The organism is Mesorhizobium sp. WSM4808 (assembly GCF_055811675.1).
The window spans coordinates 242,434-266,549 of record NZ_JBVVQX010000007.1 but is presented as its reverse complement, the minus strand read 5'-3'; the positions used below and the strand labels follow the sequence as shown (position 1 = coordinate 266,549).

The window sequence follows — 24,116 nt, the reverse complement described above, 5'->3', positions numbered from 1 at the left end:
AGACCATGAGCTTTCTGTGTTCGCTGCCGCTCGCCGCGCAGCTCTTCTCGGCCTGTGCCCCGGCTGCCCCGCTGGCCGTCGGCTATGTCGAAGGCGACTATGTGCTGCTGGCGCCGATCGAGGTGGCGCAGGTCGAGACCGTGACCGTCAAGCGCGGCGATCGTGTCACGCCCGGCACCACCGTTGTGACGCTGGAAAGCGCCGATGCAAAGATCGCGGTGGCGCAGGCGCAGGCCGGCCTTGCCCAGGCGCAGGCGCAATTGGCCGATCTGCAGATCGGCAAGCGGCCGGAAGAGATCGCCGTGCTGAAGGCCGAGGTCGACATGGCCAGCGCCCAGGCCGCCGACGCCAAGCGCAAATACGACCGCGCCGCCGATCTGTTCAAGCGCGGTGCCGGCACGCAAGCCGACTTCGACACCGCGTCGGCCTCGCTCGAAACGGCCAACGCGCAGGTCGGCCAGGCCAATGCCAATCTCGCCGTCGGCGGCCTGCCTGCACGGGCCGAAACGATCAAAGCCGCCGACAATCAGGTCAAGCAGGCGCAGGCCGCGTTGGAGCAGGCGCAGTGGCGGCTATCGAAGCGGGTGCTGGCAGCGCCTTCTCCGGGCCGCGTCAACGATGTCATCCGCAATCCGGGCGACACATCAGGTCCGACCGCGCCGGTGATTTCGATCCTGCCTGACGGCGCGGTCAAGCTCAGCGTCTACATCCCGGAGAGCGCCTTCTCCTCGGTCAAGGTCGGCACCTTGCTCGGCGTTCATTGCGACGGCTGCGGCCCGGACGTGAAGGCGCGGGTCAGCTACGTGTCGCCCGATCCTGAGTTCACGCCGCCGGTGATCTATTCGTTGGAGAACCGGCAGAAGCTGGTCTACCTTGTCGAGGCGCGGCCGGAGGGCGATGCCGGGCCGCTGCAGCCCGGCCAGATCGTCGATGTTGATCTCGCGGACAGCGCAAGATGAACGCCATCGACGTCCACGGCCTGGTCAAGCGATTTGGCGACAAGACCGTCGTCGACCATGTGACGATGTCGGTCGCCGAGGGCGAGATCGTCGGCTTTCTCGGCCCCAACGGTTCGGGCAAGACCACCACCATCCGCATCATGTGCGGCCTGCTGACGCCGGACGAAGGCGAAGGCACGGTGCTCGGCTTCAACATCCGCACCGACAGCCTGCGCATCAAGCGTGAAGTCGGCTACATGACGCAGAAATTCTCGTTCTACGAGGATCTGACGATCGGCGAGAATCTCGAATTCGTGGCGCGGCTCTACCGGCTGAAGCCGGTTGAAGAGCATGTCGCGAGCACGTTGGAGGACCTCGGCCTGACGTCGCGCCGCAACCAGCTGGCCGGCACCTTGTCGGGCGGCTGGAAGCAGCGGCTGGCGCTGGCCGCCTGCATCATGCACAAGCCGAAATTGCTGCTGCTCGATGAGCCTACGGCCGGTGTCGATCCGAAGGCACGGCGCGAATTCTGGGACGAGATCCATCGCCTGGCCAGCGGCGGGCTGACCGTTCTGGTCTCCACCCACTACATGGACGAAGCCGAGCGCTGCCACCGCATCAGCTATATCTCCTACGGCAAGATGCTGGCCACCGGCACGGTCGCCGAGGTGGTGAAAAATGCCGGGCTGACCACGTTTGTGTTGCAGGGTCCGCGGCTCGATCAGGTCGCCGAAGCGCTCCAGGGCCGCTCCGGCGTCGACCAGGTGGCGCCTTTCGGCGCGACGCTGCATGTCGTCGGCTCCGACAGGAAGAAGCTCGAAGCCGCACTCGCCGACGTCGAGAAAGAGCACAAGGGCGTGAAAGTTTCGCCCGGCGAAACCAGCCTCGAGGACGTCTTCATCCAGTTCATGTCCGGCTCGAAGGACAACATGGCATGAACAGCGTCTTTTCCTTCGCCCGGCTTGGCGCGCTCCTGATCAAGGAATTCATCCAGATGCGGCGCGACCGCATCACCTTCGCCATGATGCTCGGCGTGCCGCTGATACAGTTGGTGCTTTTCGGCTACGCCATCAACAACGACCCGAAGAGCCTGCCGGCAGCACTCGTGGCGACGAGCAACGATCCCTACACGCGTGCCATTGTCGCGGCGCTGCAGACCACCGGCTACTATCGTTTCGACCATGTCGCGCAAAGTGCCGCCGAGGCCGAGTTCCTGATATCGCGCGGCGACGTCGCCTTCGTCGTCACCATCCCCGCCGATTTCGCCAGGAGGGTGGAGAGCGGCAACAACCCGCAGATACTCATCGAGGCGGACGCCACCGACCCGGCGGTAGCCAGCGGCGCCATCTCGACGCTCGGCACCGTCGCCAGCCAGGCGCTGCTGAGGGCGAAAGGCACGCAGGAAGCCGCCGCCGAGGCCGCCAAGGGTCAGCTCGACGTCGTCGTACACCGGCGCTACAATCCCGAAGGCATCTCGCAATACAACATCGTACCCGGCCTGCTCGGCGTCATCCTGCAGATGACCATGGTGATGATGACCTCGATCGCGCTGACGCGCGAGACCGAGCGCGGCACGATGGAGAACCTGCTCGCCATGCCGTCCAGTCCGCTCGAGATCATGATGGGCAAGGTGCTGCCCTATCTGGCGGTCGGCGGCGTGCAGGTGGTGGTGGTGCTGGCGGCGGCGAAGCTTCTGTTCGCCATCCCCTTCACCGGATCGATGTCGCTGCTCCTGACCGCCGTGCTGATCTTCGTGCTGGCGCTGGTGCTGCTCGGCTACACGATTTCGACCATCGCCCGCACGCAAATGCAGGCGCTCCAACTCACCTTCTTCTTCTTCCTGCCGTCGATCATGCTGTCGGGTTTTATGTTCCCCTATCGCGGCATGCCGGACTGGGCGCAAATCTTCGGCGAGATCTTCCCGCTGACGCATTTCCTGCGCATCACCCGCGCGGTGATGCTGAAGGGCGCGGAACTGCCGGCCGTGTCAACGGAGATCGGCTGGCTGGTGGTGTTCGTGGCATTGTTTGCCGGCGTGGCACTGGTGCGGTTCAGGCGGACGCTGGATTAGATGCCGCGCTCGTGGAGGGCGATTATATATGTGAACTGGCGCGCAAGATTGAGACCACCGACTCCGAAGAGCCCTTGAACGCAGCAACTAAGAAGGCGGTCAAGGCGCCTCCCGTGCCTGAAAAGAGGTCCAAGCCCATCAAAATAATTGCACCGGAACGGTGACGAAACGATTGCAAAAGCGGTCGAATACGGCCAAGATTCGCTTGTTAAAAAAGACCCCGCCGAAGCGGGGCTTGGAGTTGAAGTCTCTTACTAATTACACCGTCGGGTAGGACCGACAATGCTCTCGGACGAATTCCAATCGTCCGAACCGTACACGCCAGTAAAATACGACGTGTACAGCCTTCGGCCATGAACATGCTACCATGTTCTTGTCCTCCGCCGGGATAACCCCCGGTTGACCAGGTACGCAGGATCGCGCCCCGCCGGTTATCAGGGCGGGTCCTGTGGCCGGTCTGGAGTAGGCCAAACCAAACATTAGGTGATTCGTAGGTGCCCGACGACCCTAAGGCGTCGCCGTACCCGGTTTTCACAGGCAAACACGGCACAAACGGGGCTAAGGAAACACATGCGCGTGCTTTAGCGGGCCAATCCCCCTACGGCTGGGTAGCGCTTAGGACTTCGATTCCTTTTTTATGATGTCGAGCATCCCGTGCCGCCAATAAAGCAGCGCTCCGGAGGCTATCCAAAGAGCGATACCGATATAGAGGCAAATGGGCTGCACTACGCCGACCATAGCTTGGGCTGCCGCTGGGATTTGCGCCGCCATCTCCGTGTCTTTGTAGACATCGAGACCAAAGGCGAAAAACGCCGATCCAATCCCAAACGTTCCGGAGATAGCCAGGTTCGCAAGCCCTAGCTGCTTCAGTTCGCTATCGGTGACGGTGTAGCACCTCATTTCGCGAGACCCCATGACAAGCCGGATCGGCTCTGCGGGTCTTTCTGTGTAAGTTGTCGTCTGAGTAATTTGCACCTCATTTTCCATCGGACGGGTCCTTTGGTATGACACCGGACGCGATGGCACTGAAGGTGAGCATGTGACTGCAATTGTTGCAGACGACCATGAATTGCGGATAATTCGGACCGCCCATGATGATGCTCCCGCCATAGTGAATCTGAGGGGTCAAAATATGCTCGACAATGGCAAACGAAGAATGCTTGCATGCCGGGCACACCATGTTCGGAGCTTTTCTGTTTAGCCAGTCTATCGCCTTCTTTTGCTCTTCTGGCGACATCTTTCCTTCGGTATCCGGCATATGCTTCCTTACACAATGAAATCTGTGCGCGACTCATATCACCGGCCTCCTGCCTAGCCTAGGGTCTGTCAACTATCTAATCCCCTCGTGGCGTCGTCGTCCCAAGGCGAAGCGGGTGTCCGCTGGCTTCCCTCGAGCTTCACCCGAGGCTGCCGGCGAAGCGCTCGGCAAAGTGTTCGCGTCGGAAAGCGTCGACGACGAAATCGATGAAGACGCGGGTTTTCCCGGGCAGCAGCCTGCGGCTGGCGAAGTAGATCGAGAGCGCGCCGGCATCGGCATACCAGCGCGGCAGCACCCGGACGAGGCTACCGTTTTCAAGATGCTGCAGTGCATCCGGCACCGCGATCATGGTGACGCCAAGCCCCAGCAGGGCGGCTTGCCGCATGGCGGCCGGATCGTTGAGCACAATGGTCTCGCGCGGTGAGCCCGCCATCTCATTGCCTGCGGCATCCCGCATCGTCCAGTCACGGATGCGGCCGGTACTGAGCGAGCGCATGAGAATGCCATCGAAGGCGGCAAGGCCGGAAGGATCGGTCGGAGGTGTCCGTCCTGCCATATAGGCGGGCGAGGCGACGGCAATGACGTGGACCGGCGCCAGCGACCGCGATACGACGCCCGGCGAGAGGTCGAAGCCACCGCCGATTGCCGCATCATAGCCCTCGGCCACGAGGTCCACCGGCCGGTTCTCGAAATGCCATTCCGGGCGGATGAGCGGATAGCGCATGAGAAATGCCGGCAGCAGAGGCAGGCAATAGGCGATGCCAAACGTCGGCGACAGGCTGAGCTTGAGCACGCCTGCTGGTTCGCTGCCGCCACTGGACGTTGCCGCAATGGCATCCTGCAGCGCTTCGAGATTGCCGCCAATGTCGTGCAGAAAACGCTCGCCGGCTTCGGTCAGCGCGAGTTTGCGCGTCGAGCGATGGAACAGGCGCAGGCCGAGATTGCGCTCCAGCATGGCCACGTTGCGGCTGACGGCGGCCGGCGTCAGCCCGAGCAAGCGCGCGGCGGCGGAAAAGCCGCCGGCTTCAGCGCTGCGAACGAAGGATTCGAGATTGGCGAGTGTCTCCATCGTTCTCTGTAGCGAACAATCTTCAACTGATGTTTGAGAATAAAACAAGCAAATACCGGCTAATCCTAGGGCAATAAAAGGGAGATATCCACTCCCACAAACCAAAGGAGTGAAGATCACCATGAACAGCATCGGCATCATCGGCGCCGGCAATATCGGCCAGGCATTCGCCCGCACGCTGGCCAGGAACGGCATCGAGGCCACCATCGCCAACAGCCGCGGCCCGGAGACACTGGCGGAACTCGTTACGTCAATCGGCCCCTCGATCAAGGCCGGCACGCTGAAAGAGGCGGCGGCCAAGGACATTGTGCTTGTCGCGGTCAACTGGTCGAAGCTTCCGGGAGCACTTGCCGGCCTGCCCGACTGGAACGGGCGCATCGTCATCGACGCCAACAACTCGATCGAGGCGCCGCTGTTCAAGCCGGTCGATCTCGGCGGCCGTTTCTCAAGCGAGGTGTTTGCCGATCTCGTGCCAGGCGCCAGGGTGGTGAAGGCGTTCAACCATTTGCTGGCACAGCTGTTGGCCGACGACCCGGCGGCGGAAGGCGGCAAGCGCGTGCTGTTCTATTCGGGTGACGACGCGCAGGCCAAGGCTGAAATCGGCGCGCTGATCGGCAGGCTTGGCTTCCATGGCATAGATCTCGGACCGCTGACGCTCGGCGCTCGCCTCGTCCAATTTCCGGGCGGTCCGTTGCCGGTCCTCAATCTCGTTCGCTTCGAATAATGCACCCAGGCTGGCGTCCTCTTGCTGGCGACCAGCCCGTCGTCTAGCCGTTCAGCGAAGCTGGGCCGCTGACGAACGGGCTCTTTCTGACATAGAATCGCAGCAGGCGGTCCGCATCTTTCGAAATGCCGATCCTGACGCTTTCCCCTATTTCGTCGGGTTCATGATCATCGCGTGCGAGCCATAGCGGGCCTTTGCGGCAAAGATCGAGCCCGTCGAGGGAACGATCGATCCGCAATGCCTGGGCCAGCCTTCCCGGTCCCCGCGCCAGGTCGCGCAGGCGCTCGATGCCGCGATTGAGCCGCATGATCGGAATGCCTTCGAGCGGCTCGAGCGCCCTGATCAGCACGCCGGTTCCGACCCCCGGCATCTCGCTCGAGACATTGAGCATGTAGGAGATGCCGTAGGCGAGATAGACATAAGCGTGCCCGGGTTCGAGAAACAGCGAACGGTTGCGCGGCGTCGTCCCCCGGTAGCCATGCCCGGCGGCGTCACCGGTCACATAGGCCTCGGTCTCGACGATGCGGCCGCTGGCGATGCCTTCGGGCAGTTCGCGCACCACGATCTTGCCGATGAGGGTGCGGGCAAGGGATGCCGTATCGTCGGGCAGCTCGGAACGCGTGAGCGGGCGGTAGATGACCATGCTCAGCGCGGCGACGATTTGGCGGCGGCCGAGGAGTGATCCAAGGCGGAGCTTGTCTCCAGGTCCTCCATATCAGATTCCCTTGGACATCGCCGTCTCAAGCCGCCGCCATGATCCCGGCATAGGTGCGGAAATCGACATTGCCGCCGGACAGCACCACGGCAACGCATTTGCCGGACATCTCGATCTCGCCCGATGACAGTGCCGCCAGCGCCACGCAGCCGCCGGGCTCGACCACCAGTTTGAGATAGGCCATGGCGTCGCGCATCGCCTGCGCCGCCGCCTGGTCGGAGACGGCGATGCCACCGGTGAGGTTCCTGCGGTTGATCTCGAAGGTGATCACGCCAGGCTCGGCGGTCAGCAGCGCGTCGCAGATGGAGCTATGGCCGGGCTCGTTCGAAACCCTGGCGCCGGCGGCGAGCGAACGGCGGGTGTCGTCGAAATGCTCGGGCTCCACGGCCCAGACCGCGGTGTCAGGCGAGGCATCCTTGACGGCAACGGAGATGCCACTCGACAAGCCGCCGCCTCCACAGGGGACGATCACCGCGTCGAGGTTGACGCCAAGCGCTTTTGCCTGGCGCATCAATTCGAGACCGATCGTGCCCTGGCCGGCAATGATGGCCGGATCGTCGAAAGGCGGCACCAGCACCATGCCTCTTTCCATGTAAGGGCGGATCACGGTCATGCGGTCGTCGCGAAAGCGGTCGAACGGGACCACCTCCGCGCCCATCTTGCGCACGTTGGCAATTTTCATCGCCGGCGCGTCCGAAGGCATGGCGATCACCGCCTTGACGCCGAACATCGCGGCCGAAGCGGCGACGCCCTGCGCATGATTGCCCGATGAGAAAGCGACGACACCTTGGCTGCGTTCCGCCTCGCTGAGCGACGACAGCTTGTTGTAGGCGCCGCGGAACTTGAACGAGCCGGTGCGCTGCAGCGTCTCCGGCTTGAACAGGATGCGGCCCCCGAAGCGTCTGTTCAGCTCCTGCGATTCGATCAAGGGGGTTTCGATGATCAAGCCGGAGAGACGCGCGGCGGCGGCGTGGATGTCGGCGATGCCGGGAAGGGCGGTCATGGTGGGTCCTGTGGGAAGATGTTGCCCTTCATGATGCCCGCAAAGGGAGGTGGCGCACCATGGGAAAAATGTGACCGTTACAAAGTTTAGCGAGTCATGATCGGCGTTTGCGCCGCCCCTCATCTGGCTGCCGCCACCTTCTCCCCGTAAACGGGGAGAAGGACGCTGTCGCCTTTGGTTTCGCCAATCTTCAGCGTTGCAAGGGGGTGCGGCGCCGAGATCGGCAAATTGGCCACCCGATTCTAGCCAAGCAAAGTCCTCTGCCTCTTGCCCCCACCCAGCTTGCGCCAGTTGTTGAAACGGTGGCTGGCGGCGGCAAAGGATATCTTCATCTGCTGGGCGACCGAGTAGCGCGACTTGCCCTCGTCGAACATGCGGTAGCAGCACTCGACGCCCTCCTCCGTCAGTTTGCCGTCCGGCGCCTTGTTGTGCGGGTTGGCGGGGTCGAATTTCTCGACCTGCTGCTCGACCAGGCCCTTCAGGCGCTGCAGGTCGGCCTCGATGCTGGCGATGAGATCGAGAACGGGCTTGGGATCATAGGGGTGCGGAGGCTGTTTTGCCGTCATCTGCCGGTTCCTTGTTCTTGGCTTGAGTCCAGCAATATAGGTGAACATTCACTGATAATGAAGAGTCACCGCGGGCGTGGGGCTTCAACAATTCTTGACCGCGACCCAAGCGCGCAATTGACCGAAGGTGTTCAAAACCCTAGTTTAGAACTATTCTAAACTAGGGTGAATTCCTCATGCTTTCCCGTGTTTTCGGCTTCGGCCGCCGCCCCTTCGAATCGCTCTCCGAACAGGAGATCCTGGCGCTGGCCATTTCCTCCGAGGAGGATGACGGTCGCATTTACCGGGCCTATGCCGACGGGCTGACGGAAAACTTCCCGCAATCGGCAAAAGTGTTCGAGGAGATGGCCGAGGAAGAGGATGGCCATCGCGATGCGTTGATCGAGCTTTTCCGCAAGCGGTTCGGCGAGCGCATACCGCTGATCCGGCGCGAACATGTGAAGGGTTATTACGAGCGCAAGCCCGACTGGCTGGTCCGGCCGCTTGGCATCGAGCACGTGCGCAGCCATGCCGAGGCGATGGAGCGGCAAGCCTACCTTTTCTATGTCGAGGCGGCCAAGCGCACGGTAGATGCTTCGACGCGAAAACTGCTCGACGATCTGGCGGTGGCCGAACTGGGCCATGAGACCCTGGCGCAGCGGCTGGAGCAGAAACATGTGCCGGGCGCCGTCAAGGCCGAGGAGGCCAGCGCCGAGCAGCGCCAGTTCATCCTCACCTATGTGCAACCAGGGCTGGCCGGGCTGATGGACGGGTCGGTGTCCACTCTGGCGCCGATCTTTGCCGCTGCCTTTGCCACGCACGACACCTGGCAGACGCTGCTGGTCGGGCTTGCCGCCTCGATCGGCGCCGGCATTTCGATGGGCTTCACCGAAGTCGCTTCCGACGACGGCAAGCTGTCGGGCCGCGGCTCGCCGATCAAGCGCGGTCTGACCGTCGGCATCATGACGACGCTGGGCGGTCTCGGACACGCGCTCCCCTATGTCATTCCGCATTTCTGGACGGCCACCGGGGTTGCCGCGGTGGTGGTGTTCTTCGAATTGTGGGCGATCGCCTTTGTCCAGAACCGCTACATGCAGACGCCCTTCCTGCGTGCCGCCTTCCAGGTGGTGCTGGGCGGCGCCCTGGTGTTCGCGGCCGGCGTGCTGATCGGGAATGCATAGTTTTTTCCCTTCCCCTCTTGTGGGGGAAGGTGGATCGGCGCGCAGCGCCGAGACGGATGAGGGGTGTTCCAGCGGAGTGAGACGTTGGCGTTCCCTGGAACACCCCTCATCCGTCGCCTGCGGCGACACCTTCTCCCACAGGGGGAGAAGGAAGAAACTTGCCACTCACCCATTCACCGCCCGGCTATCCCTAGGCGCCTCGTCCCTCTCCGTCAGCCCATAATCCCTCACCACATGGGCGATGCGCAATCGGTAGCCGGTAAAGATACCGCCACGGCCGGCCTTCTGCGCCTGCCGGTGTTCCTCGGTGTTGCGCCAGGCCTTCACGGCTTCCTCGTCGCGCCAGAATGACAGCGACAGGATGCGGTTCGGATCGGCCAGGCTCTGGAAACGCTCGATGGAAAGAAAGCCGTCGATGCCGTCGAGCAGTGGACGCAGGTCCGCGGCGATGCTCAGATAGGCGTCGCGCCGGCCTTCCGCCGGTTCGACCTCGAAGATCACGGCAATCACGGCAGCACCAGTTTCGCGTGCGGGCCTGAGGCCAGTTTCAGGAACATGCGATCCTCCTTCAGGATGAATCTCTCGCGCTTGGCGAATTCGTAGTTTGCCTTGCCGGCGGGATCGGCGGCAAGCCGGGCGCGATAGGCTTCGTAGGCCGCCAGGCTCTCGATGTTGTAGGCGGCATAGGCGGTCGTCGCCGAGCCCTCATGCGGCGCGTAGTAGCCGATCAGATCGGCGCCGCAGCGTGGAATGGCCTGGCCCCAATTGCGCGCATACTCCTCGAAGGCCGCCTTGCCGAACGGGTCGATCTCGTAGCGGATGAAGCAGGTGATGGTCATTGTGGTCTCCTTGGGTTGCGTCGATAGTTCGAGCGGCATCGAAACGTTGTGTCGTCTGGTCTGCTAGGGCTGCCAGAAGGACTTCGCGCATTCGCGGCGCACGTCTTGCCGCGTTAGCCCAAGATCGCGCAGCTGATGATCATCGATCTCGGCAAGGTCCAGACGCTGCAAATGGCGGTCATACCAGCGGGCCAGCAGCCGCGAACGCAGCCAGCTGACGAACGGGAAGAATTGACGGCTGGGGAGCGGGGCTGAGGGGAAAGCGGTTCGTTCGGCCATCGTCGTCTCCTTGATCTCACCTGAGAATAGTGATTATCTGACAAGAACGCTTCGATGAGGAACGAACTATGCGTGAAGGACCCGACATCGCCCGCATCGCCAGCCTGGTCGGCGACCCGGCACGGGCAAACATGCTGAATGCCCTGATGGGCGGCACGGCGCTGACGGCGAGCGAACTGGCGCTCGAGGCCGGCGTCTCGCTGCCGACCGCCAGCTCGCATCTGGGCAAACTGATGGAAGGTGGGCTGCTCACGGTGGCGAGCCAGGGCCGGCATCGCTATTACGGCCTCGCCGGACCGCAGGTGGCGGGCATGATCGAAGCCATCACAGGCGTCGCGGAAGCCGTCGGTCCAAAGCGTGTGCGCCCGGGTCCGCGCGATGGCGCCATGCGCGTGGCGCGCGTCTGCTACGATCACCTCGCCGGCGAGCAGGCGGTGGCGATGCTCGATCGGCTCGTCGCCAAAAACGTATTGGTCCGCGACGAACAGGAGATCAGGCTCGGGCCATCGGCGGCTTCGCATTTCGCGGCGATCGGCATCGACGTTTATACCAAGCCGCGCCGGCCGGTGTGCCGCGCCTGCCTCGACTGGAGCGTGCGCCGTTCGCACCTCGCCGGCACGCTGGGCGCCGCCATCCTCGAGAAGATCCTGGCCGAGAAATGGGCGCGCCGCGAGAAGGACAGCCGCGCGGTGATCTTCTCGCCGCCGGGTAGACAGGCGTTTGAGAGGGTGTTTCTGTCTTGAACGGGCGAAGCGTTAACCCCGCCTCAGAGCCTTGCCCTGCTTAAAGAAATCCGACCACGGATCGGCTTTCGCCAGCTGTTTCAGCGTAGTCTTGCCGCCGATCGGGAAAGCGTTCGGCGCCAAGCCGGCATCGATCTCTGGCCAGGTCACCGGCATCGACACGGTGGCGCCCTTCTTGGCGCGTGACGAATAGGGCGCGACCGTCGTCGAGCCCCTGCCATTGCGCAGATAGTCGACGAAGATCTTTCCCGTGCGTGCCTTCTTCGACAGCGTCGCCGTGTAGCGGTCGGGGGCACCCTGCTCCAGCGCACGGGCAAAATCATGGGCGAAGGTTTTGACCTCATCCCAATCCGCCGCTGGTCTCAGCGGCACCATGACGTGAAAACCCTTGCCGCCCGAAGTCTTGACGAAATTCGGCAGCGACAGCTCGTCGAGCTTGCCCCTGATATCGAGTGCCGCCTCGCGGACCGCTTTCACGTCGACACCTTCATCGGGATCGAGATCGAAGATGATCTGGTCGGGCTTTTCGATCTCGTCGATCGTGCACCCCCAGATGTGGATCTCGACCACGCCATACTGGACCAATGCGGCGACACCATCGAAATCCCGGATGTACAAGATCTCCTCGCCGTCAGTCGGATCCTTCATGCGCGCGATCTTGTCGCTCATACCGGCCGAGGCATGTTTCTGGAAGAAACGCTGGCCACCGACACCGTCCGGCGCCCGCACCAGGCTGAGCGGCCGGTTGACGACAAACTGTTCCATGCGCGGCCAAACCTGCGCGTAATGGTCGAGCAGGCCCTGCTTGGATATGTTTTCGTCCGGCCACAGCAGCTTGTCGGGATGCGAGAGTTTTACCGTGGTCGTCATCGATCCGGCGGCTTTGCCACCCGATGCCGGCTTGGCCGTGCTCTTGCCTGTCGATGGCTTGCCTGTCGACGCTTTGGGCTTTTCCTGCACGACTTCCTCCGCCGGCTTGTCCTCGCGCAATCCCTGGAACGAGGCGTGGCGTATTATACGGTCCGAGGTCCAGCTGCGAAACTCCACTTCGCCGACAAGTTCGGGCTTGACCCAGACCAGGCCTTTGCCCTTCGGCACCGCGGTGGAGAAGGGCGATGTTTTTGCCGTCAATGCATCGAGTTTTGCCTTCAGCTCATTGGCGCCCTTGCCGGAGAAACCAGTGCCGACGCGCCCGGCATAATGCAGCTTGCCGCCCTCGTGGAAGCCGACCAGGATCGAGCGCAGGCCGCGCCCGGTCTTGTCCGACGGCAGATAGCCGCCGATGACGAATTCCTGCCGCGCCGTGCATTTCGACTTCACCCAGGTCGGGCCGCGGCCGCTGCGATAGGGTGCATCGGCACGCTTGGAGACGACGCCTTCCAGGCCCATCCGGCAGGCATGCTCCAGCATGATCTTGCCGGGTTCGGAAAAGTGGTCGCTGAAGCGGACCGCCGGATTGTCGGACTGCTTGCCGAGCAAATCCTGCAAGGCCTGCTTGCGCTCGACCAGCGGCTCGCGCCGCAAATCCCTTCCATCGAGGCGCATCAGATCGAATACGTAATAGATGAAGCGATTCGTCCGCTTCGCCGACAGATCCTGCTGCAACAGCGCGAAAGACGAGACGCCGCTGTCGGCCAGCACGACCACCTCGCCATCGATGATGGCGTCGCTGCACTTCAGCGCGGCCAACTCCGCGACGATCTCGCCGCCGAACTTCTTCGTCCAGTCGAGGCCGGTCCGGGTCAGCAGCCGCACGTCGGTGCCGGCGATCTGTGCCTGCATGCGGTAGCCGTCGAACTTCACCTCATGCAGCCAGTCCTTGCCCGGCGGCGCATCGCGCTCCAGCGTGGCCAGCTGCGGCTCGATGAAGTCGAGTTTCTTGCCCGCGGCCTTCGTCTTGCCGGCGGCCGGCTTGTTGGAATGCCAGACCTTCGGCTTCTCACCCTTCGCGGTCTTGCCCTCGCCGACCTCCTCGATGGTCAGGCCCGACTTCACCGATTCCGGCGCCTCCTTGAGGATGTCCTCGCCGGGACGCGCTGCGGCATCGTCCGACTTGATCAGCAGCCAGTTATCGCGCTTTTCACCCGCACGCGGCTTCAGTCGCACCAGATGCCATGCCCCATGCAGCTTGTGTCCCCTGAGCTCGAAGCTGATATGGCCCTTCTTCATCGCCTTGGCCGGGTCGATCTCGGGGGTCCAGGTGCCCTCGTCCCAAACGATGACCGAACCGCCGCCATATTCGCCCTTGGGAATGGTGCCCTCGAACGGCGCATAGTCGATCGGGTGATCCTCGACATGCACGGCCAGTCGCTTCTCATGCGGATCAAGGCTCGGGCCGCGCGTCACCGCCCAGCTCCACAGCACGCCGTCATGCTCGAGCCGCAGGTCGTAATGCAGCCGCGTCGCGGCATGCTTGTGGATGACGAAGATGCCGCCGACCTCGCTCTTCTTGGTCCGGGCGACCTTGCCGGCCGGTTCGGCGGTCTTCTTGAAATCGCGCTTGGAGTGATATTGTTCGAGGCTGGCCATCCGTTGGGTTCCTCAGGCCGATTTGCGTTTGGGCGCGCTGGCTTTCGGCTTGGCGCGTTTGGCCGCCGGCTTGGCTTTCGCCGACGAAGACCTTTTCGATGATCCGGAATCTGACAGGCTCTTCTTCAGCGCGTCGAACAGATTGACGACATTGGAAGGCTTGGGCGCCGCCTTGGCCTTCGGCGCCTTGTGGCCAGCCTTCTTGGCGCGGATCAGCTCCAGCAGCGCGTCCTCGTATTTGTCGTCGAATTTCGAGGGGTCGAACTTCGTCTTCTTCTTGTCGATGATCAACTCGGCGAGGTCGGTCATCTCGTGATCGGTCTTCACCGACTCGATGTCGCCGAAGACGGTGTCCGGCTGGCGCACCGTGTTGTCGTAGCGCAGCGTCGTCAGCACCATGCCTTTGCCGAGCGGCTCGATAACCACCGGCCGTTCGCGTCGGTAGAGCACGATACGCGCCAACCCGGCCATCTTCTTGCCCGCCATCGCGTCGCGAATGACGGCGAACGCTTCTTCCGACACCTTGTCGGCCGGGGCGACATAATAGGGCGTATCGAGATAGATCTGCTGGATCGAAGCTTTGTCGACGAAACCGTCGAGGGCCATGGTGTGCGAGGATTCGATCTGCACCGCCTCGATCTCGTCTTCCTCGATATGGATGAAATCGCCATCGTCGAGTTCATAGCCCTTGATCTCGTCATCCTCCTCCAGAGGCTTGCCGGTTTCGGCATCGACATAGAGGCGCTTCACCGTGTTGCCGGTCTTGCGGTTGAGAATCCGAAACGAGACCCGCTCCGTGTGGGTGACGACATTGGTGAGTTCGACGGCACAGGTGACCAGCGAAAGCTTTAAATAGCCTCTCCAGGCCGGACGCGGCGCCATGATATCTCCCTTCCACAACCAGATGAAGGTGAGAACGGACAGACCGCGCTCCAGTTCCGCGCTCACGGACCGATCTGGACGCCAGGGCGCGCCCGAGGCCTTATGGCCGTCAGCACCTGAATCTTGCGGGCGCGGCAAAAGTTGAAACAGAACCGCGCGCGCGCGACATTCAAACGAAACATATGTGATGCAAAAGTCACATTGGCCGGAATGCCGGCCAACTGCACGGAAAGACCCCGAATCAGCCGCAATCCAGCCACGAAGCAAGGCATTTTCGACCAGATATTAACATCACGTTCACCGACTATTCACGCCTCGACGCTATGATGACCGCAATTCGGAAGGGACATCCGAAAATCGGGACAGGGACAAGGGTAATGAACTTCCTCGCGCACCTCATCGGCTATGCCGCCGCCATCCGCGAATTCGTCGCGCCGACCTATCGGCCCGAGCGCTATTACATGCGCGGCCCCGGCCCTGCTTGCGCCCGTCGCGGCAACTCGCTGGGCGCGCACTGATCATGGCTTTCGAAAATCGCCACGACAGCCGGATCTGCCGGCCGGCCGCCTCTACCCGCGCCACCACCTATCGCGCCGAGCGTCCCGCTCTCGCCGACAGGCGCCGTGCGACATCGCCACGGCTTTGATACCGACGCTGGCCGGCTTAGTGTCATAGGACACGAGCAGCCGAGGCCAGCGTGACCGACCATTCCCAACCCAGTCGACCCCAGTCAAATCGTCCCTCCGGAACAACTCTCGACGCACGCCACGATTGATCGTTTTCGATGGCGTCTGCGTGCTCTGCTCAGGCTTCGTGCGCATGGTGGTCAGGCTCGATCGCCAAGGCCGTTTCCGCTTCGCCACCGCGCAGTCGCCCTTCGGTGAAACGCTGTTTCGGAAGCATGGACTGCGCACGGACTCTTACGAAACCAACCTCGTCCTGATCGACGGCGTCGCCTTCACGCGGCTCGACAGCTTCGTCGCTGTCATGGCGGAACTCGGCTGGCCCTGGCGGGCGGCAAAAACGCTGCTGCTGCTGCCGCGCCCGCTGCGCGACTGGCTCTATGATCGCGTTGCCAGGAATCGCTACGCGCTGTTCGGCAGGAAGGACAGCTGCGAGGTTCCTTCTCCGGAGCTGCGCGAGCGGTTCCTTGACTGAGGATGTGGCTGCTGGAGCCGCCGCTCAGCGCATTGATCGGGCGCTATCGCGGTTGGCTCGAACCGGTGGATTCGCACGGCTTCAGCACGATCGCGTCGCCGGCCCTTTTGCCCAGTTCCCTGCAGCCTTGAACCGAGCACAGCGTCCAGCCGTCGCCGGTTGCGCCGGAGGCGGCGAGTATGACGCGCCGCTGTGGGCCGACCGTGGGCGTATAGGCCCACCAGCTATTCTTCAGCACCGCGCCTTCCGATGGCTCCATGCCGGCGCCCGAGCCCTTGACCCGCGCCTCGACCAGCTGCAGGCCGATAGGCGTGACCTTCCAGTCTTCCTCCCAACGCGTCCGTTCCACCGAATGCGTCCAGGACAGCGTAAAGGCGGCGACGGAGAACGTCACCATCTTGCCGGCGGCCAGGATGCAAAGGCTCATGTTTTGACTGAAGCCTGCCGCGCACGAAAGCAGTGCCAGCCGATCCAGGCCAGCGCCAGCGCCCAGCCGGCCTCGTCGGTCAGCGGTACCGCGGCGACCAGAAGCACGCCGGCGGCGAAGGCAAGCAGGCGTTCCCACCCCGCCATGCGGCGGGCGAGAAAGCCGACGGCGGCGGCACCCCACAGCACGATGCCCATGCATGCCTTGGCGACGATGTAGGCGACCTCGACGGGATAGCCGAACTGGGCGGCGATCGGCCCGGCGTCCTGCAGCATCAGAGCCGGCGTGTAGACCGCCATGAACGGCACGACGAAGCCGGCAATGGCGAGTTTAGTCGCCTGGATGCCGATCTTCAGGCCACTTTCCCTAGCCATGGGTGCCGCGGCAAAGGCGGCCAGCGCCACTGGCGGCGTCAGATCGGCCATGATGCCGAAATAGAAGACGAACATGTGGCTGACCAGCAGCGGCACGCCGAGTTCCAACAGCGCCGGCCCGGCCAGCGACGAGGTGATGATGTAGTTGGGAATGGTCGGGATGCCCATGCCGAGCACCAGGCAGGTGAGCATGGTCAGCAACAGCGACAGGAACAGATTGTTCTCGCCGATGGAGATGATCCAGCCGATGAAGGTCGAGGCGATGCCGGTCAGCGTCAGCGTGCCGATGACGATGCCGACGATGGCGCAGGCAATGCCGACCGGCAGCGCGTTCTTCGCCCCTTCTGCGAGAGAGTCGACACAGATTTGCAACGTCTCGCGGCCGCCCCTGAACGTGAAGCAGGCGACGACCAGTGCGGCGATCACCAGGCCGAGGAGGTTGACGCCGAACTTCATGAACGAAGCGGCGGCAAGCCCGAGCGCTATCCAGAAGACGATGCGGAAGGCGAGCGGTCCGATCGCTGCTGCCAGCGGCGTGCCGAGGATGAGCACGATGGTCAGCGCCAGGCCCATCGTGCCGGCGAAGATCGGTGTATAGCCGGCAAACAGCAGGTAGATCAGGGCTGCCAGTGGCAGCACCAGCGGCCAGTGTTGCCGCACCGCGTCCCATGGATTGGGCAGCTCCGCTTTGGCCATGCCGTGCAGCCCGGCCTTGCCGGCTTCCAGATGCACCTGCCAGAAGCACGCGCCGAAATAGAGCAGCGCTGGGATGATCGCCGCCTTGACCACATCGGCATAAGGCACGTTCAGCGTCTCGGCCATGATGAAGGCGACCGCGCCCATCACCGGCGGCATGATCTGGCCGCCCATGGAGGAGGTCGCCTCGACGGCACCGGCAAAGGCCGAGCGGAAGCCGAAGCGCTTCATCAGCGGGATGGTGAACTGGCCGCTGGCCACCACATTGGCGACGCCCGAGCCGGAAATCGTGCCCATCAGCGCCGACGACAGCACGCAGACCTGCGCCGGGCCGCCGCGCCACGTGCCGACAAGGCCGAGCGCGAAATCGTTGAACAGCGCGATCATGCCGGCGCGTTCGAGAAAGGCGGCAAAGACAACGAAGATGAAGATGTAGGCGGCCGAGACATAGATCGGCGTGCCGTAGATGCCTTCGGTGCCGTAGGCGAAGGTGTCGACCAGCTGGGCGAAATCATAGCCGCGATGGACGAGCGGCGGCGGCAGATGGTTGCCGAAAAAGCAGTAGGCGAGAAAGATGAAGGCGATGATCGCCAGCGGCAGCCCCATCAGCCGCCGCGCCGCCTCGAAGACCAGCACCACCAGCACCGCGCCGACGATGAGATCCGGCGTGGTCAGGAAGCCGGAGCGGCGGATGAGGTCGGTGTAGAACACCCAATTGTACAGGCCGGTGCCGAAGCCGAGCGCGCCGAGCGCCCAGAACGCTGCTTTGGCCGGCATGCTCTTGGCGCGCAGGTTGGCGATCAGGCCGAAGCCGAGCAGCAGCAGGAAGCCGACATGCATGGCCCGCACCACCTGGCTCGGAATGCTGCCATAGGCGGCGACATAGATCTGGAACACGGAAAAGGCGACGGCGATGAGAAAGGCGGCCTTGCCGGCGATGCCGTCGCCGAAGCCGGGTGGCAGTCCTTCGACTTGTTCTTCGACGGCAGGCAGATGGAAGGTGGCGGATTTGCCGTCGGTTATTTCGCTCATCCGACGCACTCCAAAGCAAGCGAATTGTAGCGCCAGGCGCCCCCCTCTGCCCTGCCGGGCATCTCAGATAGCCGAGCCATGCTCCGCTATTTCAACAACCCCTTCTCCTTGTAATAACGCTCAGCGCCGGGGTGCAGCGGCACCGGCATGCCGGCGAGCGCCTTGGCCGGGTCGATCGCCTTGGCGGCGGCATGGGCCGCGGCCAGTTGGTCGAGATGGTCGAACATCAGCTTGGTCATCTGATAGGCGGTTTCGTCGGAGACATCGGCGCGGGTGATGAGGAAATTGCCGACGGCGGCGGTGGCGACATCCTCGCTCTGGCCCTCATAGGTACCCTTGGGAATGACCACCGAAAGATAGGGCGAGCCGATCTTCGCAACATCCTCGGCCGGCACCGCCACGACATTGATCGGCACCGAGGTGGCGAGGTCGCGGATCGAGGCGACGCCGAGCCCGGCCGATTGCAGCGTGGCGTCGAGCTGCCGGTTCTTGATCAGCTCGACCGATTCGGCGAAGGGCAGGTATTCGACTCGGCCGAGATCCTCGTATTTCAGCCCCGCGGCGGCGAAGATCGCGCGCGCATTGAGTTCGGTGCCCGACGCCGGTGCGCCGACCGACAGGCTCTTGCCCTTGAGGTCGGCCAGCGTCTTGATGCCGGACTCCTGGCTGGCGACGATCTGGATGTAATTGGGATAGATGGCGGCGATGCCGCGCAATTTGTCGAGCTTGCCTGGGAAACCGGCCTCGGCATTGCCTTCGGCGGCCATCTTGACGGAATCGCCGAGCGCAAAAGCGATCTCGCCCTTGCCCTGCTGCAGCAGATTGAGGTTTTCAACCGAAGCCTTGGTCGCCTGCACCTGGGTGCGCGCGCCTTCGATGCCCTTGCCGTAGATTTCCGACAACGCCACGCCGAGCGGATAATAGACGCCGGATGTGCCGCCGGTCAGCACGTTGATGAATTCCTGGGCTCCTGCCGACACAGCGCCAAGGCCAAGTGACAGCGCCACAGCGCCGGCTGCAACAAGTTTCGTTCTGAAATGAAACATCCGATTTCCCTCCCTGAAATATCGACGACCGCACCGCCTCCCAGGTGCGAACCGGGGCGAGTTTAGACAGTGGGCCGGAAATGCCAACCCGCAATTGTGCTCGTTAGACGAACGGTTGAGAGATCGGGAAGCAGATGGCGGCTTGCACAAAAATCCGTCGGAGCGGAAAGTTTTTCCGCAGCCTGTCGAAATCGTGCGCTGCTGCGCGACATACGTCCGGCTCGCAACGACGCGGCCTTCGAAACAACGGGAGAAGACCATGCGATACATGATTTTGATTTACGCCGACGAAGCCGCGATGGCGAATGCCCCGGCCGAGGCGACCTACCAGATGAGTGCCGCCTATGGCGCCTATACTGAGGCCCTGAAGAAATCCGGCGCGTGGCTGGCCGGTGACCGGCTGCGCCCGAGTCAGGCGACCACCTCGGTTCGGGTGGCTGGTGGCAAGACCAACGTCCTCGACGGCCCCTATGCTGACACCAAGGAGCAGCTTGCAGGCTTCTACATGATCGAGGCCGCGGATGCCGACGCCGCGATCGCCTGGGCGGCGCGCTGCCCGGCGGCCAGCGCCGGCACTGTCGAGCTGCGGCCGATCTGGGAACTGACCGAGTACCTGTCTGAGAAATGACGATGTGATGGACAGTCGCTCCGAGACCGCCCGGGCGGCCGCCGAGGCTGCCGCCCGGCAGAGCTACGGCAAGCTGGTCGCCTGGCTCGCTGCGCGCACGCGCGACGTGGCCGCCGCCGAGGACGCGCTGGCCGATGCCTTTGCCGCCGCCCTCGAGCGCTGGCCGCGAACCGGCGTGCCGGAAAAGCCGGAAGCCTGGCTGCTGGCGGTGGCGCGGCGGCGCCGTGTCGATGCGGTGCGGCGGCGGCTCACCAGCGAGGCCGGTCGCGAGCATCTCAAGCTGATTGCGCAGGAGGCGGAGGCACGCATGACCGAGGAAGACCTGCCCGACGATCGGCTGCGGCTGATGTTCGCTTGCGCCCATCCGGCGATCGAATCGAGCGTACGTTCGCCGCTCATTCTGCAGACGGTGCTGGGGTTCGACGCCGCGACGATCGCCTCCGCCTTCCTGGTCTCCCCCGCAACCATGGGCCAGCGCCTGGTGCGGGCCAAGAGCCGCATCCGTGAAACCGGCATTCCGTTCCGCGTGCCGGAGCGGGCCGAACTCGGCGAAAGGCTGGACGCGGTGCTGGAGGCGATCTATGCCGCCTTCGCCGAAGGCTGGTCCGATCCGGCCGGCACCGAAACGCGGCGCCGCAACCTGGCGACCGAAGGCATCTGGCTCGGCCGGTTGGTGGCCTCGCTGATGCCGGAGGAACCGGAGGCACTGGGCCTGTTGTCGCTGATGCTGTTTGCCGAGTCCCGCCGCGCCGCACGGCGCAGCGCCGAAGGCGACTTCGTGCCGTTGGCGGAGCAGGATTGCCTTCTATGGGACCGTGCCCTCATCGACGAGGCGGAAGCGCTGCTTTCCCACGCAGCGGCCAAGGGCGTCATCGGCCGCTACCAGCTTGAGGCGGCCGTGCAGTCCGCGCATGCGGCACGAAGGCTCACCGGCCGCACCGACTGGGTGGCGATCCAGGAACTCTACGACGCGCTGCTTTCGATCGCAGGATCGCCGGTGGTGGCGATAAACCGCGCGGTGGCGATCGCCGAGGCCGAGGGCGCAGTGGCCGGATTGGCGGCTCTTTACGTGCTGGGCGACGACAAGCGGCTTGACGAGTACCAGCCCTATTGGGCCGCACGCGCCGGTCTCCTGGCCAGGCTTGGTCAGGTACCGCAAGCCTGCGAAGCCTATGACCGGGCGATCGGCCTCGAGCGCGACCCGGCGGTGCGCCGGTTCCTGCAAGGAAAAAGAGCGGTGCTCAGAAATTGAGCTTCAGCCCGGCCACATCTCGTGCGAGGTGTTGAGCGTCTTCATCAGCGGATGGTCGCGCAGCCGCGCCCACAGGCGTTCGATGTTCGGCCATGCCGTCCGCGCGCTGTCGATGTCGGGATACCAGGCCACCAGCATGACCAGATAGATGTCGGCCAGCGACATCCGGTCACCGACCAGCCAGTCACGGCCTTCGAGCGCGGCATCGAGAACGGCAAAGCCGCGGTCCATCTCGGCCACGGCCGCCTGCTTGACCGCCTTGGTGCCTTCGGGATCGGCAGTGTAGCGGTATGCGTAGTAGAAACGCAGCACCGCCGAATAGAGCACAGACGACATAAAGGCCATCCAGCGCAGGAAATCCGCGCGGGCAGGCGCTTCTGCTCCCGGCGCCAAATTGGCGTTGGGGTGGCGCTCGGCAAGCACGATGCAGATCGCTGCGGATTCGGTCATCGAGCTTCCGTCGGGCAAGGTCAGCACCGGCACCTGGTTCAACGGACTGATGTCGAGGAAGGCGGGATCGGGCCGGTCGGTCTTCGGCACGTCGATCTGCTCAAATGGTACATTGGCCAGCGTCAGCGCTGCCTCGACCACGAAGCCGCCGCTGCCGGGACGGGTATAAAGCTTGTACATAAATTCTCCCCCGACCTGCGCAAAGCAGGCCGGGGGAGATATGAACCGGAAGCGGTGTCGCCCTCAAGCCGCCGATGGCGGCCACGGGCGTTTTTTCAGCGGGCCAGCTTGGTCACGAAGAAGCGTCGGATTACGATCCCAGCCCCTCGAACAGGATGGTCGACAGATAACGCTCGGCGAAGGACGGGATGACCACCACAAGGTTCTTGCCCTTGTTCTCCGGCCGCGAGCCGACGACGATGGCCGCCTGCAGGGCGGCGCCCGAAGAGATGCCGACCGGCACGCCTTCGAGGCGGGCGACGAGGCGGGCATTGGCCACGGAATCCTCGTTCGACACTTTGACGATCTCGTCATAGATCGTCGTGTCGAGGATTTTGGGCGCAAAGCCGGCGCCGATGCCCTGGATCTTGTGCGGGCCGGGCTGGCCGCCCGACAGAACAGGCGAGGAGTCCGGCTCGACGGCGACGACATGCACGGAGGGCTTGCGCTTCTTCAGCACCTGGCCGACGCCGGTGATGGTGCCTCCGGTGCCGATACCGGCGACGAAGATATCGACCTCGCCATGCGTATCGTTCCAGATTTCCTCGGCCGTCGTCGTGCGGTGGATTTCTGGATTGGCCGGGTTCTCGAACTGCTGCGGGATGATCGCGTTGGGGATCGTCGCTGCCAGTTCGTCGGCCTTGGCGATGGCGCCCTTCATACCTTTCGGGCCTTCTGTCAGCACCAGTTCGGCGCCCAGCAGCGCCAGCATTTTCCGGCGCTCGATCGACATCGTTTCGGGCATCGTCAGGATCAGCTTATAGCCCTTGGCGGCAGCGGCGAAGGCAAGCGCGATGCCGGTGTTGCCCGACGTCGGTTCGATCAGCGTGGTCTTGCCGGGAGAGATCTTGCCCGACGCCTCCAGCGCCTCGATCATCGCCACGCCGATGCGGTCCTTGACCGAGGCGATCGGATTGAAGAATTCGAGCTTGGCGATGAGATTGGCGACGATGCCCTTTTCCCGGGCGAACTTGTCGAGCCGCACCAGGGGCGTATCGCCGATCGTGTCGGTGATGGAATCGTAGACGCGGCCGCGGCCGGGCACACGGGCTGATGTGGCGGGCTTCTTCATTTGTTTCGCTCCCAGAACTTCAGGCGAGTAAGGATTTCAGGCAAGTGGAATTGCAGGCAAGATAGGACCTTCGACCGTGCAAGATAGACTGTCGATTGGAAATATCCGAGTGGGACCTGTGTCTAAAACAGTGCCGTCTCGGAAAAGCATTTCCCGCAAAGGCCTGTTTGCGAAATGCTTTGGCCGAAAGCTCGCTATTGGCGGGCGGCAATCGCTGCAGCGGCACCGACCATGAAGCCGGCAGCCGTGCGGTTCAGCGCCTTGAGCGCGCGCGGAGATTTCAGGAACCAGCGCGCCTTGGCAGCCAGCGCAAGATACGGCACCAGCACCACCAACAGCACGACAACGGTCAGCGCGACGAGGATACCATAGTCTGCCAGCGTGATGGTTTTCAGGTCGACGATGGTCGGCGTGATGGCGAGATAGAAGATCATCGTCTTCGGATTGCCGAGCGTGACAGTCAGGCCGGCGGCAAAGCTCGACAGCAATCCCGCCCTGCCCGTTCGGGCTTCGACGGTCTCGGACGTGATGCCGCTGTTCCAGAAGCGCCAGCCGAGGAAGGCGAGATAGGCGACGCCGAGCCATTTGATGGCCAGGAAAACCATGCCGAAACTCTGTGCGACGAAGGCGAGGCCGAGCACCACGGCGGTCAGATAGGTGATGTCGCCAACCATCAGGCCAAACGACATCGCCAGCGACGAGCGGAAGCCGGAGCCGAGCGCACGCGCGACCAGCGCGGTGATGCCGGGACCAGGGATCGCGGCTGCGATGCCGAGGGCGGCGCTGTAGGCGAGGAATCCGGTAAGGGTCATGGCATTCGTCTCAGATCAGAATGCCTTGTCGCATGGGACCGGCTAAGATTGAATTCCCTGGGGTCGGATTCTATTGCACCAGATATCGGGGGCCTCGCCTCACGAAGCCCCCTCATCCGGCCGCTTCGCGGCCACCTTCTCCCCGAGGGGAGAAGAGACGGGCGCCAGCGCCTG

Annotated in this window: 28 protein-coding genes; 11 read left to right on the top strand and 17 right to left on the bottom strand. The window is 63.5% G+C overall.

The window, feature by feature from the left end; genetic code table 11:
* Positions 1-5 precede the first annotated feature (5 nt).
* From AC0L2U_RS15450 to AC0L2U_RS15440, 3 genes are read left to right on the top strand one after another with little or no spacing between them, the layout of a single operon-like run.
* Positions 6-959, top strand: a complete 954-nt coding sequence (locus AC0L2U_RS15450; RefSeq protein ID WP_128288875.1) for an HlyD family secretion protein — start codon at positions 6-8, stop codon at positions 957-959.
* Complete coding sequence (locus AC0L2U_RS15445; RefSeq protein WP_292139547.1) at positions 956-1,876, top strand: ABC transporter ATP-binding protein; 921 nt, start codon at positions 956-958, stop codon at positions 1,874-1,876. Before AC0L2U_RS15450 ends, AC0L2U_RS15445 begins: the two co-directional genes overlap by 4 nt.
* Complete coding sequence (locus tag AC0L2U_RS15440) at positions 1,873-3,009, top strand: ABC transporter permease (protein ID WP_473602141.1); 1,137 nt, start codon at positions 1,873-1,875, stop codon at positions 3,007-3,009. Before AC0L2U_RS15445 ends, AC0L2U_RS15440 begins: the two co-directional genes overlap by 4 nt.
* Before the next feature lie 615 nt (positions 3,010-3,624).
* Here AC0L2U_RS15440 and AC0L2U_RS15435 read toward each other — a convergent pair.
* The 3 genes from AC0L2U_RS15435 to AC0L2U_RS15425 all read right to left on the bottom strand — a co-directional run bounded on the left by AC0L2U_RS15435 (position 3,625) and on the right by AC0L2U_RS15425 (position 5,336).
* On the bottom strand, positions 3,625-3,996 hold the full coding sequence (locus AC0L2U_RS15435; RefSeq protein WP_063173458.1) for a hypothetical protein: 372 nt from the start codon (positions 3,994-3,996) through the stop codon (positions 3,625-3,627).
* On the bottom strand, positions 3,986-4,267 hold the full coding sequence (locus tag AC0L2U_RS15430) for a hypothetical protein (protein ID WP_063173459.1): 282 nt from the start codon (positions 4,265-4,267) through the stop codon (positions 3,986-3,988). The genes AC0L2U_RS15435 and AC0L2U_RS15430 overlap by 11 nt, the downstream gene beginning before the upstream one ends.
* A gap of 139 nt (positions 4,268-4,406) precedes the next feature.
* Positions 4,407-5,336 (bottom strand): LysR substrate-binding domain-containing protein, encoded by a 930-nt coding sequence (locus AC0L2U_RS15425; RefSeq protein WP_473602140.1) that lies wholly within the window; start codon positions 5,334-5,336, stop codon positions 4,407-4,409.
* A 115-nt stretch (positions 5,337-5,451) separates the two neighbouring features.
* Here AC0L2U_RS15425 and AC0L2U_RS15420 point away from each other — a divergent pair, with 115 nt between their 5' ends.
* On the top strand, positions 5,452-6,060 hold the full coding sequence (locus tag AC0L2U_RS15420) for an NADPH-dependent F420 reductase (RefSeq protein WP_473602170.1): 609 nt from the start codon (positions 5,452-5,454) through the stop codon (positions 6,058-6,060).
* A 43-nt stretch (positions 6,061-6,103) separates the two neighbouring features.
* On the opposite strand, the gene AC0L2U_RS15415 is transcribed toward AC0L2U_RS15420, so the two are convergent.
* The 3 genes from AC0L2U_RS15415 to AC0L2U_RS15405 all read right to left on the bottom strand — a co-directional run bounded on the left by AC0L2U_RS15415 (position 6,104) and on the right by AC0L2U_RS15405 (position 8,344).
* A complete protein-coding gene (locus AC0L2U_RS15415) occupies positions 6,104-6,703 on the bottom strand; it encodes a DNA-3-methyladenine glycosylase (RefSeq protein WP_473602139.1) in 600 nt (199 codons plus the stop codon).
* Positions 6,704-6,800: 97 nt separating this feature from the next.
* Positions 6,801-7,778, bottom strand: a complete 978-nt coding sequence (locus AC0L2U_RS15410) for a threonine/serine dehydratase (protein WP_128288879.1) — start codon at positions 7,776-7,778, stop codon at positions 6,801-6,803.
* Positions 7,779-8,020: 242 nt separating this feature from the next.
* Positions 8,021-8,344, bottom strand: coding sequence for a hypothetical protein (locus AC0L2U_RS15405; protein WP_023813492.1), 324 nt, complete (start codon positions 8,342-8,344; stop codon positions 8,021-8,023).
* Between the two features lie 176 nt (positions 8,345-8,520).
* Between AC0L2U_RS15405 and mbfA the strand changes: the two genes are divergently transcribed.
* Positions 8,521-9,504, top strand: a complete 984-nt coding sequence (gene mbfA, locus AC0L2U_RS15400) for an iron exporter MbfA (protein WP_128362864.1) — start codon at positions 8,521-8,523, stop codon at positions 9,502-9,504.
* A 165-nt stretch (positions 9,505-9,669) separates the two neighbouring features.
* Here the strand turns inward: mbfA and AC0L2U_RS15395 are convergent, their stop codons facing one another.
* The 3 genes from AC0L2U_RS15395 to AC0L2U_RS15385 all read right to left on the bottom strand — a co-directional run bounded on the left by AC0L2U_RS15395 (position 9,670) and on the right by AC0L2U_RS15385 (position 10,622).
* On the bottom strand, positions 9,670-10,014 hold the full coding sequence (locus tag AC0L2U_RS15395; protein ID WP_127383493.1) for an antibiotic biosynthesis monooxygenase family protein: 345 nt from the start codon (positions 10,012-10,014) through the stop codon (positions 9,670-9,672).
* On the bottom strand, positions 10,011-10,343 hold the full coding sequence (locus AC0L2U_RS15390; protein ID WP_013528650.1) for an NIPSNAP family protein: 333 nt from the start codon (positions 10,341-10,343) through the stop codon (positions 10,011-10,013). Before AC0L2U_RS15390 ends, AC0L2U_RS15395 begins: the two co-directional genes overlap by 4 nt.
* Positions 10,344-10,406: 63 nt before the next feature.
* Entirely contained in the window at positions 10,407-10,622 is a 216-nt protein-coding gene (locus AC0L2U_RS15385; protein WP_127321960.1) for a DUF1127 domain-containing protein, read from the bottom strand.
* 68 nt (positions 10,623-10,690) lie between these two features.
* Here AC0L2U_RS15385 and AC0L2U_RS15380 point away from each other — a divergent pair, with 68 nt between their 5' ends.
* Positions 10,691-11,365: an ArsR/SmtB family transcription factor gene (locus AC0L2U_RS15380; protein WP_127331372.1), complete on the top strand. Its 675-nt coding sequence runs from the start codon at positions 10,691-10,693 to the stop codon at positions 11,363-11,365.
* A gap of 12 nt (positions 11,366-11,377) precedes the next feature.
* Here the strand turns inward: AC0L2U_RS15380 and ligD are convergent, their stop codons facing one another.
* Together ligD and ku are read right to left on the bottom strand one after the other, a co-directional pair.
* Positions 11,378-13,894 (bottom strand): DNA ligase D, encoded by a 2,517-nt coding sequence (gene ligD / locus AC0L2U_RS15375; protein ID WP_473602138.1) that lies wholly within the window; start codon positions 13,892-13,894, stop codon positions 11,378-11,380.
* 12 nt (positions 13,895-13,906) lie between these two features.
* Positions 13,907-14,776 (bottom strand): non-homologous end joining protein Ku, encoded by an 870-nt coding sequence (gene ku / locus AC0L2U_RS15370; RefSeq protein ID WP_128290160.1) that lies wholly within the window; start codon positions 14,774-14,776, stop codon positions 13,907-13,909.
* A gap of 377 nt (positions 14,777-15,153) precedes the next feature.
* On the opposite strand from ku, the gene AC0L2U_RS15365 reads away from it, so the two are divergent.
* From AC0L2U_RS15365 to AC0L2U_RS15355, 3 genes are all read left to right on the top strand, one after another.
* Positions 15,154-15,294 carry a hypothetical protein gene (locus tag AC0L2U_RS15365; protein WP_013528645.1) on the top strand — a complete coding sequence of 47 codons (141 nt, stop codon included), beginning with the start codon at positions 15,154-15,156 and terminating at the stop codon, positions 15,292-15,294.
* 2 nt (positions 15,295-15,296) lie between these two features.
* A complete protein-coding gene (locus AC0L2U_RS15360; RefSeq protein ID WP_281061741.1) occupies positions 15,297-15,422 on the top strand; it encodes a hypothetical protein in 126 nt (41 codons plus the stop codon).
* Between the two features lie 125 nt (positions 15,423-15,547).
* Positions 15,548-15,934, top strand: a complete 387-nt coding sequence (locus AC0L2U_RS15355) for a thiol-disulfide oxidoreductase DCC family protein (protein WP_281062270.1) — start codon at positions 15,548-15,550, stop codon at positions 15,932-15,934.
* A 43-nt stretch (positions 15,935-15,977) separates the two neighbouring features.
* Here AC0L2U_RS15355 and AC0L2U_RS15350 read toward each other — a convergent pair whose 3' ends face one another.
* The 3 genes from AC0L2U_RS15350 to AC0L2U_RS15340 all read right to left on the bottom strand — a co-directional run bounded on the left by AC0L2U_RS15350 (position 15,978) and on the right by AC0L2U_RS15340 (position 19,509).
* Positions 15,978-16,361, bottom strand: coding sequence for a DUF1850 domain-containing protein (locus AC0L2U_RS15350; protein ID WP_127395883.1), 384 nt, complete (start codon positions 16,359-16,361; stop codon positions 15,978-15,980).
* Positions 16,358-18,463, bottom strand: coding sequence for a TRAP transporter permease (locus AC0L2U_RS15345; protein ID WP_127395884.1), 2,106 nt, complete (start codon positions 18,461-18,463; stop codon positions 16,358-16,360). Before AC0L2U_RS15345 ends, AC0L2U_RS15350 begins: the two co-directional genes overlap by 4 nt.
* Before the next feature lie 86 nt (positions 18,464-18,549).
* On the bottom strand, positions 18,550-19,509 hold the full coding sequence (locus AC0L2U_RS15340) for a TAXI family TRAP transporter solute-binding subunit (RefSeq protein WP_127395885.1): 960 nt from the start codon (positions 19,507-19,509) through the stop codon (positions 18,550-18,552).
* Between the two features lie 259 nt (positions 19,510-19,768).
* On the opposite strand from AC0L2U_RS15340, the gene AC0L2U_RS15335 reads away from it, so the two are divergent.
* Complete coding sequence (locus AC0L2U_RS15335; RefSeq protein WP_127267556.1) at positions 19,769-20,137, top strand: YciI family protein; 369 nt, start codon at positions 19,769-19,771, stop codon at positions 20,135-20,137.
* A 7-nt stretch (positions 20,138-20,144) separates the two neighbouring features.
* Positions 20,145-21,389 (top strand): RNA polymerase sigma factor, encoded by a 1,245-nt coding sequence (locus AC0L2U_RS15330; protein ID WP_127382779.1) that lies wholly within the window; start codon positions 20,145-20,147, stop codon positions 21,387-21,389.
* 3 nt (positions 21,390-21,392) lie between these two features.
* On the opposite strand, the gene AC0L2U_RS15325 is transcribed toward AC0L2U_RS15330, so the two are convergent.
* From AC0L2U_RS15325 to AC0L2U_RS15315, 3 genes are all read right to left on the bottom strand, one after another.
* Positions 21,393-22,019, bottom strand: a complete 627-nt coding sequence (locus tag AC0L2U_RS15325; RefSeq protein WP_292703716.1) for a glutathione S-transferase family protein — start codon at positions 22,017-22,019, stop codon at positions 21,393-21,395.
* A 130-nt stretch (positions 22,020-22,149) separates the two neighbouring features.
* The gene (cysK, locus tag AC0L2U_RS15320) at positions 22,150-23,130 is read right to left on the bottom strand and encodes a cysteine synthase A (RefSeq protein ID WP_127267553.1); all 981 of its coding nucleotides are present in this window, start codon (positions 23,128-23,130) and stop codon (positions 22,150-22,152) included.
* 194 nt (positions 23,131-23,324) lie between these two features.
* Positions 23,325-23,942, bottom strand: a complete 618-nt coding sequence (locus tag AC0L2U_RS15315) for a LysE family translocator (protein WP_128362858.1) — start codon at positions 23,940-23,942, stop codon at positions 23,325-23,327.
* Positions 23,943-24,116: the final 174 nt, after the last annotated feature.

Bases quoted from the DNA above. Each gene is read 5' to 3' on its own strand.
- AC0L2U_RS15450 (WP_128288875.1), top strand. From the start codon at position 6: ATGAGCTTTCTGTGTTCGCTGCCGCTCGCCGCGCAGCTCTTCTCGGCC.
- AC0L2U_RS15445 (WP_292139547.1), top strand. From the start codon at position 956: ATGAACGCCATCGACGTCCACGGCCTGGTCAAGCGATTTGGCGACAAG.
- AC0L2U_RS15440 (WP_473602141.1), top strand. From the start codon at position 1,873: ATGAACAGCGTCTTTTCCTTCGCCCGGCTTGGCGCGCTCCTGATCAAG.
- AC0L2U_RS15435 (WP_063173458.1), bottom strand. From the start codon at position 3,996: ATGGAAAATGAGGTGCAAATTACTCAGACGACAACTTACACAGAAAGA.
- AC0L2U_RS15430 (WP_063173459.1), bottom strand. From the start codon at position 4,267: ATGCCGGATACCGAAGGAAAGATGTCGCCAGAAGAGCAAAAGAAGGCG.
- AC0L2U_RS15425 (WP_473602140.1), bottom strand. From the start codon at position 5,336: ATGGAGACACTCGCCAATCTCGAATCCTTCGTTCGCAGCGCTGAAGCC.
- AC0L2U_RS15415 (WP_473602139.1), bottom strand. From the start codon at position 6,703: ATGGTCATCTACCGCCCGCTCACGCGTTCCGAGCTGCCCGACGATACG.
- AC0L2U_RS15410 (WP_128288879.1), bottom strand. From the start codon at position 7,778: ATGACCGCCCTTCCCGGCATCGCCGACATCCACGCCGCCGCCGCGCGT.
- AC0L2U_RS15405 (WP_023813492.1), bottom strand. From the start codon at position 8,344: ATGACGGCAAAACAGCCTCCGCACCCCTATGATCCCAAGCCCGTTCTC.
- mbfA (WP_128362864.1), top strand. From the start codon at position 8,521: ATGCTTTCCCGTGTTTTCGGCTTCGGCCGCCGCCCCTTCGAATCGCTC.
- AC0L2U_RS15390 (WP_013528650.1), bottom strand. From the start codon at position 10,343: ATGACCATCACCTGCTTCATCCGCTACGAGATCGACCCGTTCGGCAAG.
- AC0L2U_RS15385 (WP_127321960.1), bottom strand. From the start codon at position 10,622: ATGGCCGAACGAACCGCTTTCCCCTCAGCCCCGCTCCCCAGCCGTCAA.
- AC0L2U_RS15380 (WP_127331372.1), top strand. From the start codon at position 10,691: ATGCGTGAAGGACCCGACATCGCCCGCATCGCCAGCCTGGTCGGCGAC.
- ligD (WP_473602138.1), bottom strand. From the start codon at position 13,894: ATGGCCAGCCTCGAACAATATCACTCCAAGCGCGATTTCAAGAAGACC.
- ku (WP_128290160.1), bottom strand. From the start codon at position 14,776: ATGGCGCCGCGTCCGGCCTGGAGAGGCTATTTAAAGCTTTCGCTGGTC.
- AC0L2U_RS15365 (WP_013528645.1), top strand. From the start codon at position 15,154: ATGAACTTCCTCGCGCACCTCATCGGCTATGCCGCCGCCATCCGCGAA.
- AC0L2U_RS15360 (WP_281061741.1), top strand. From the start codon at position 15,297: ATGGCTTTCGAAAATCGCCACGACAGCCGGATCTGCCGGCCGGCCGCC.
- AC0L2U_RS15350 (WP_127395883.1), bottom strand. From the start codon at position 16,361: ATGAGCCTTTGCATCCTGGCCGCCGGCAAGATGGTGACGTTCTCCGTC.
- AC0L2U_RS15345 (WP_127395884.1), bottom strand. From the start codon at position 18,463: ATGAGCGAAATAACCGACGGCAAATCCGCCACCTTCCATCTGCCTGCC.
- AC0L2U_RS15340 (WP_127395885.1), bottom strand. From the start codon at position 19,509: ATGTTTCATTTCAGAACGAAACTTGTTGCAGCCGGCGCTGTGGCGCTG.
- AC0L2U_RS15335 (WP_127267556.1), top strand. From the start codon at position 19,769: ATGCGATACATGATTTTGATTTACGCCGACGAAGCCGCGATGGCGAAT.
- AC0L2U_RS15330 (WP_127382779.1), top strand. From the start codon at position 20,145: ATGGACAGTCGCTCCGAGACCGCCCGGGCGGCCGCCGAGGCTGCCGCC.
- AC0L2U_RS15325 (WP_292703716.1), bottom strand. From the start codon at position 22,019: ATGTACAAGCTTTATACCCGTCCCGGCAGCGGCGGCTTCGTGGTCGAG.
- cysK (WP_127267553.1), bottom strand. From the start codon at position 23,130: ATGAAGAAGCCCGCCACATCAGCCCGTGTGCCCGGCCGCGGCCGCGTC.
- AC0L2U_RS15315 (WP_128362858.1), bottom strand. From the start codon at position 23,942: ATGACCCTTACCGGATTCCTCGCCTACAGCGCCGCCCTCGGCATCGCA.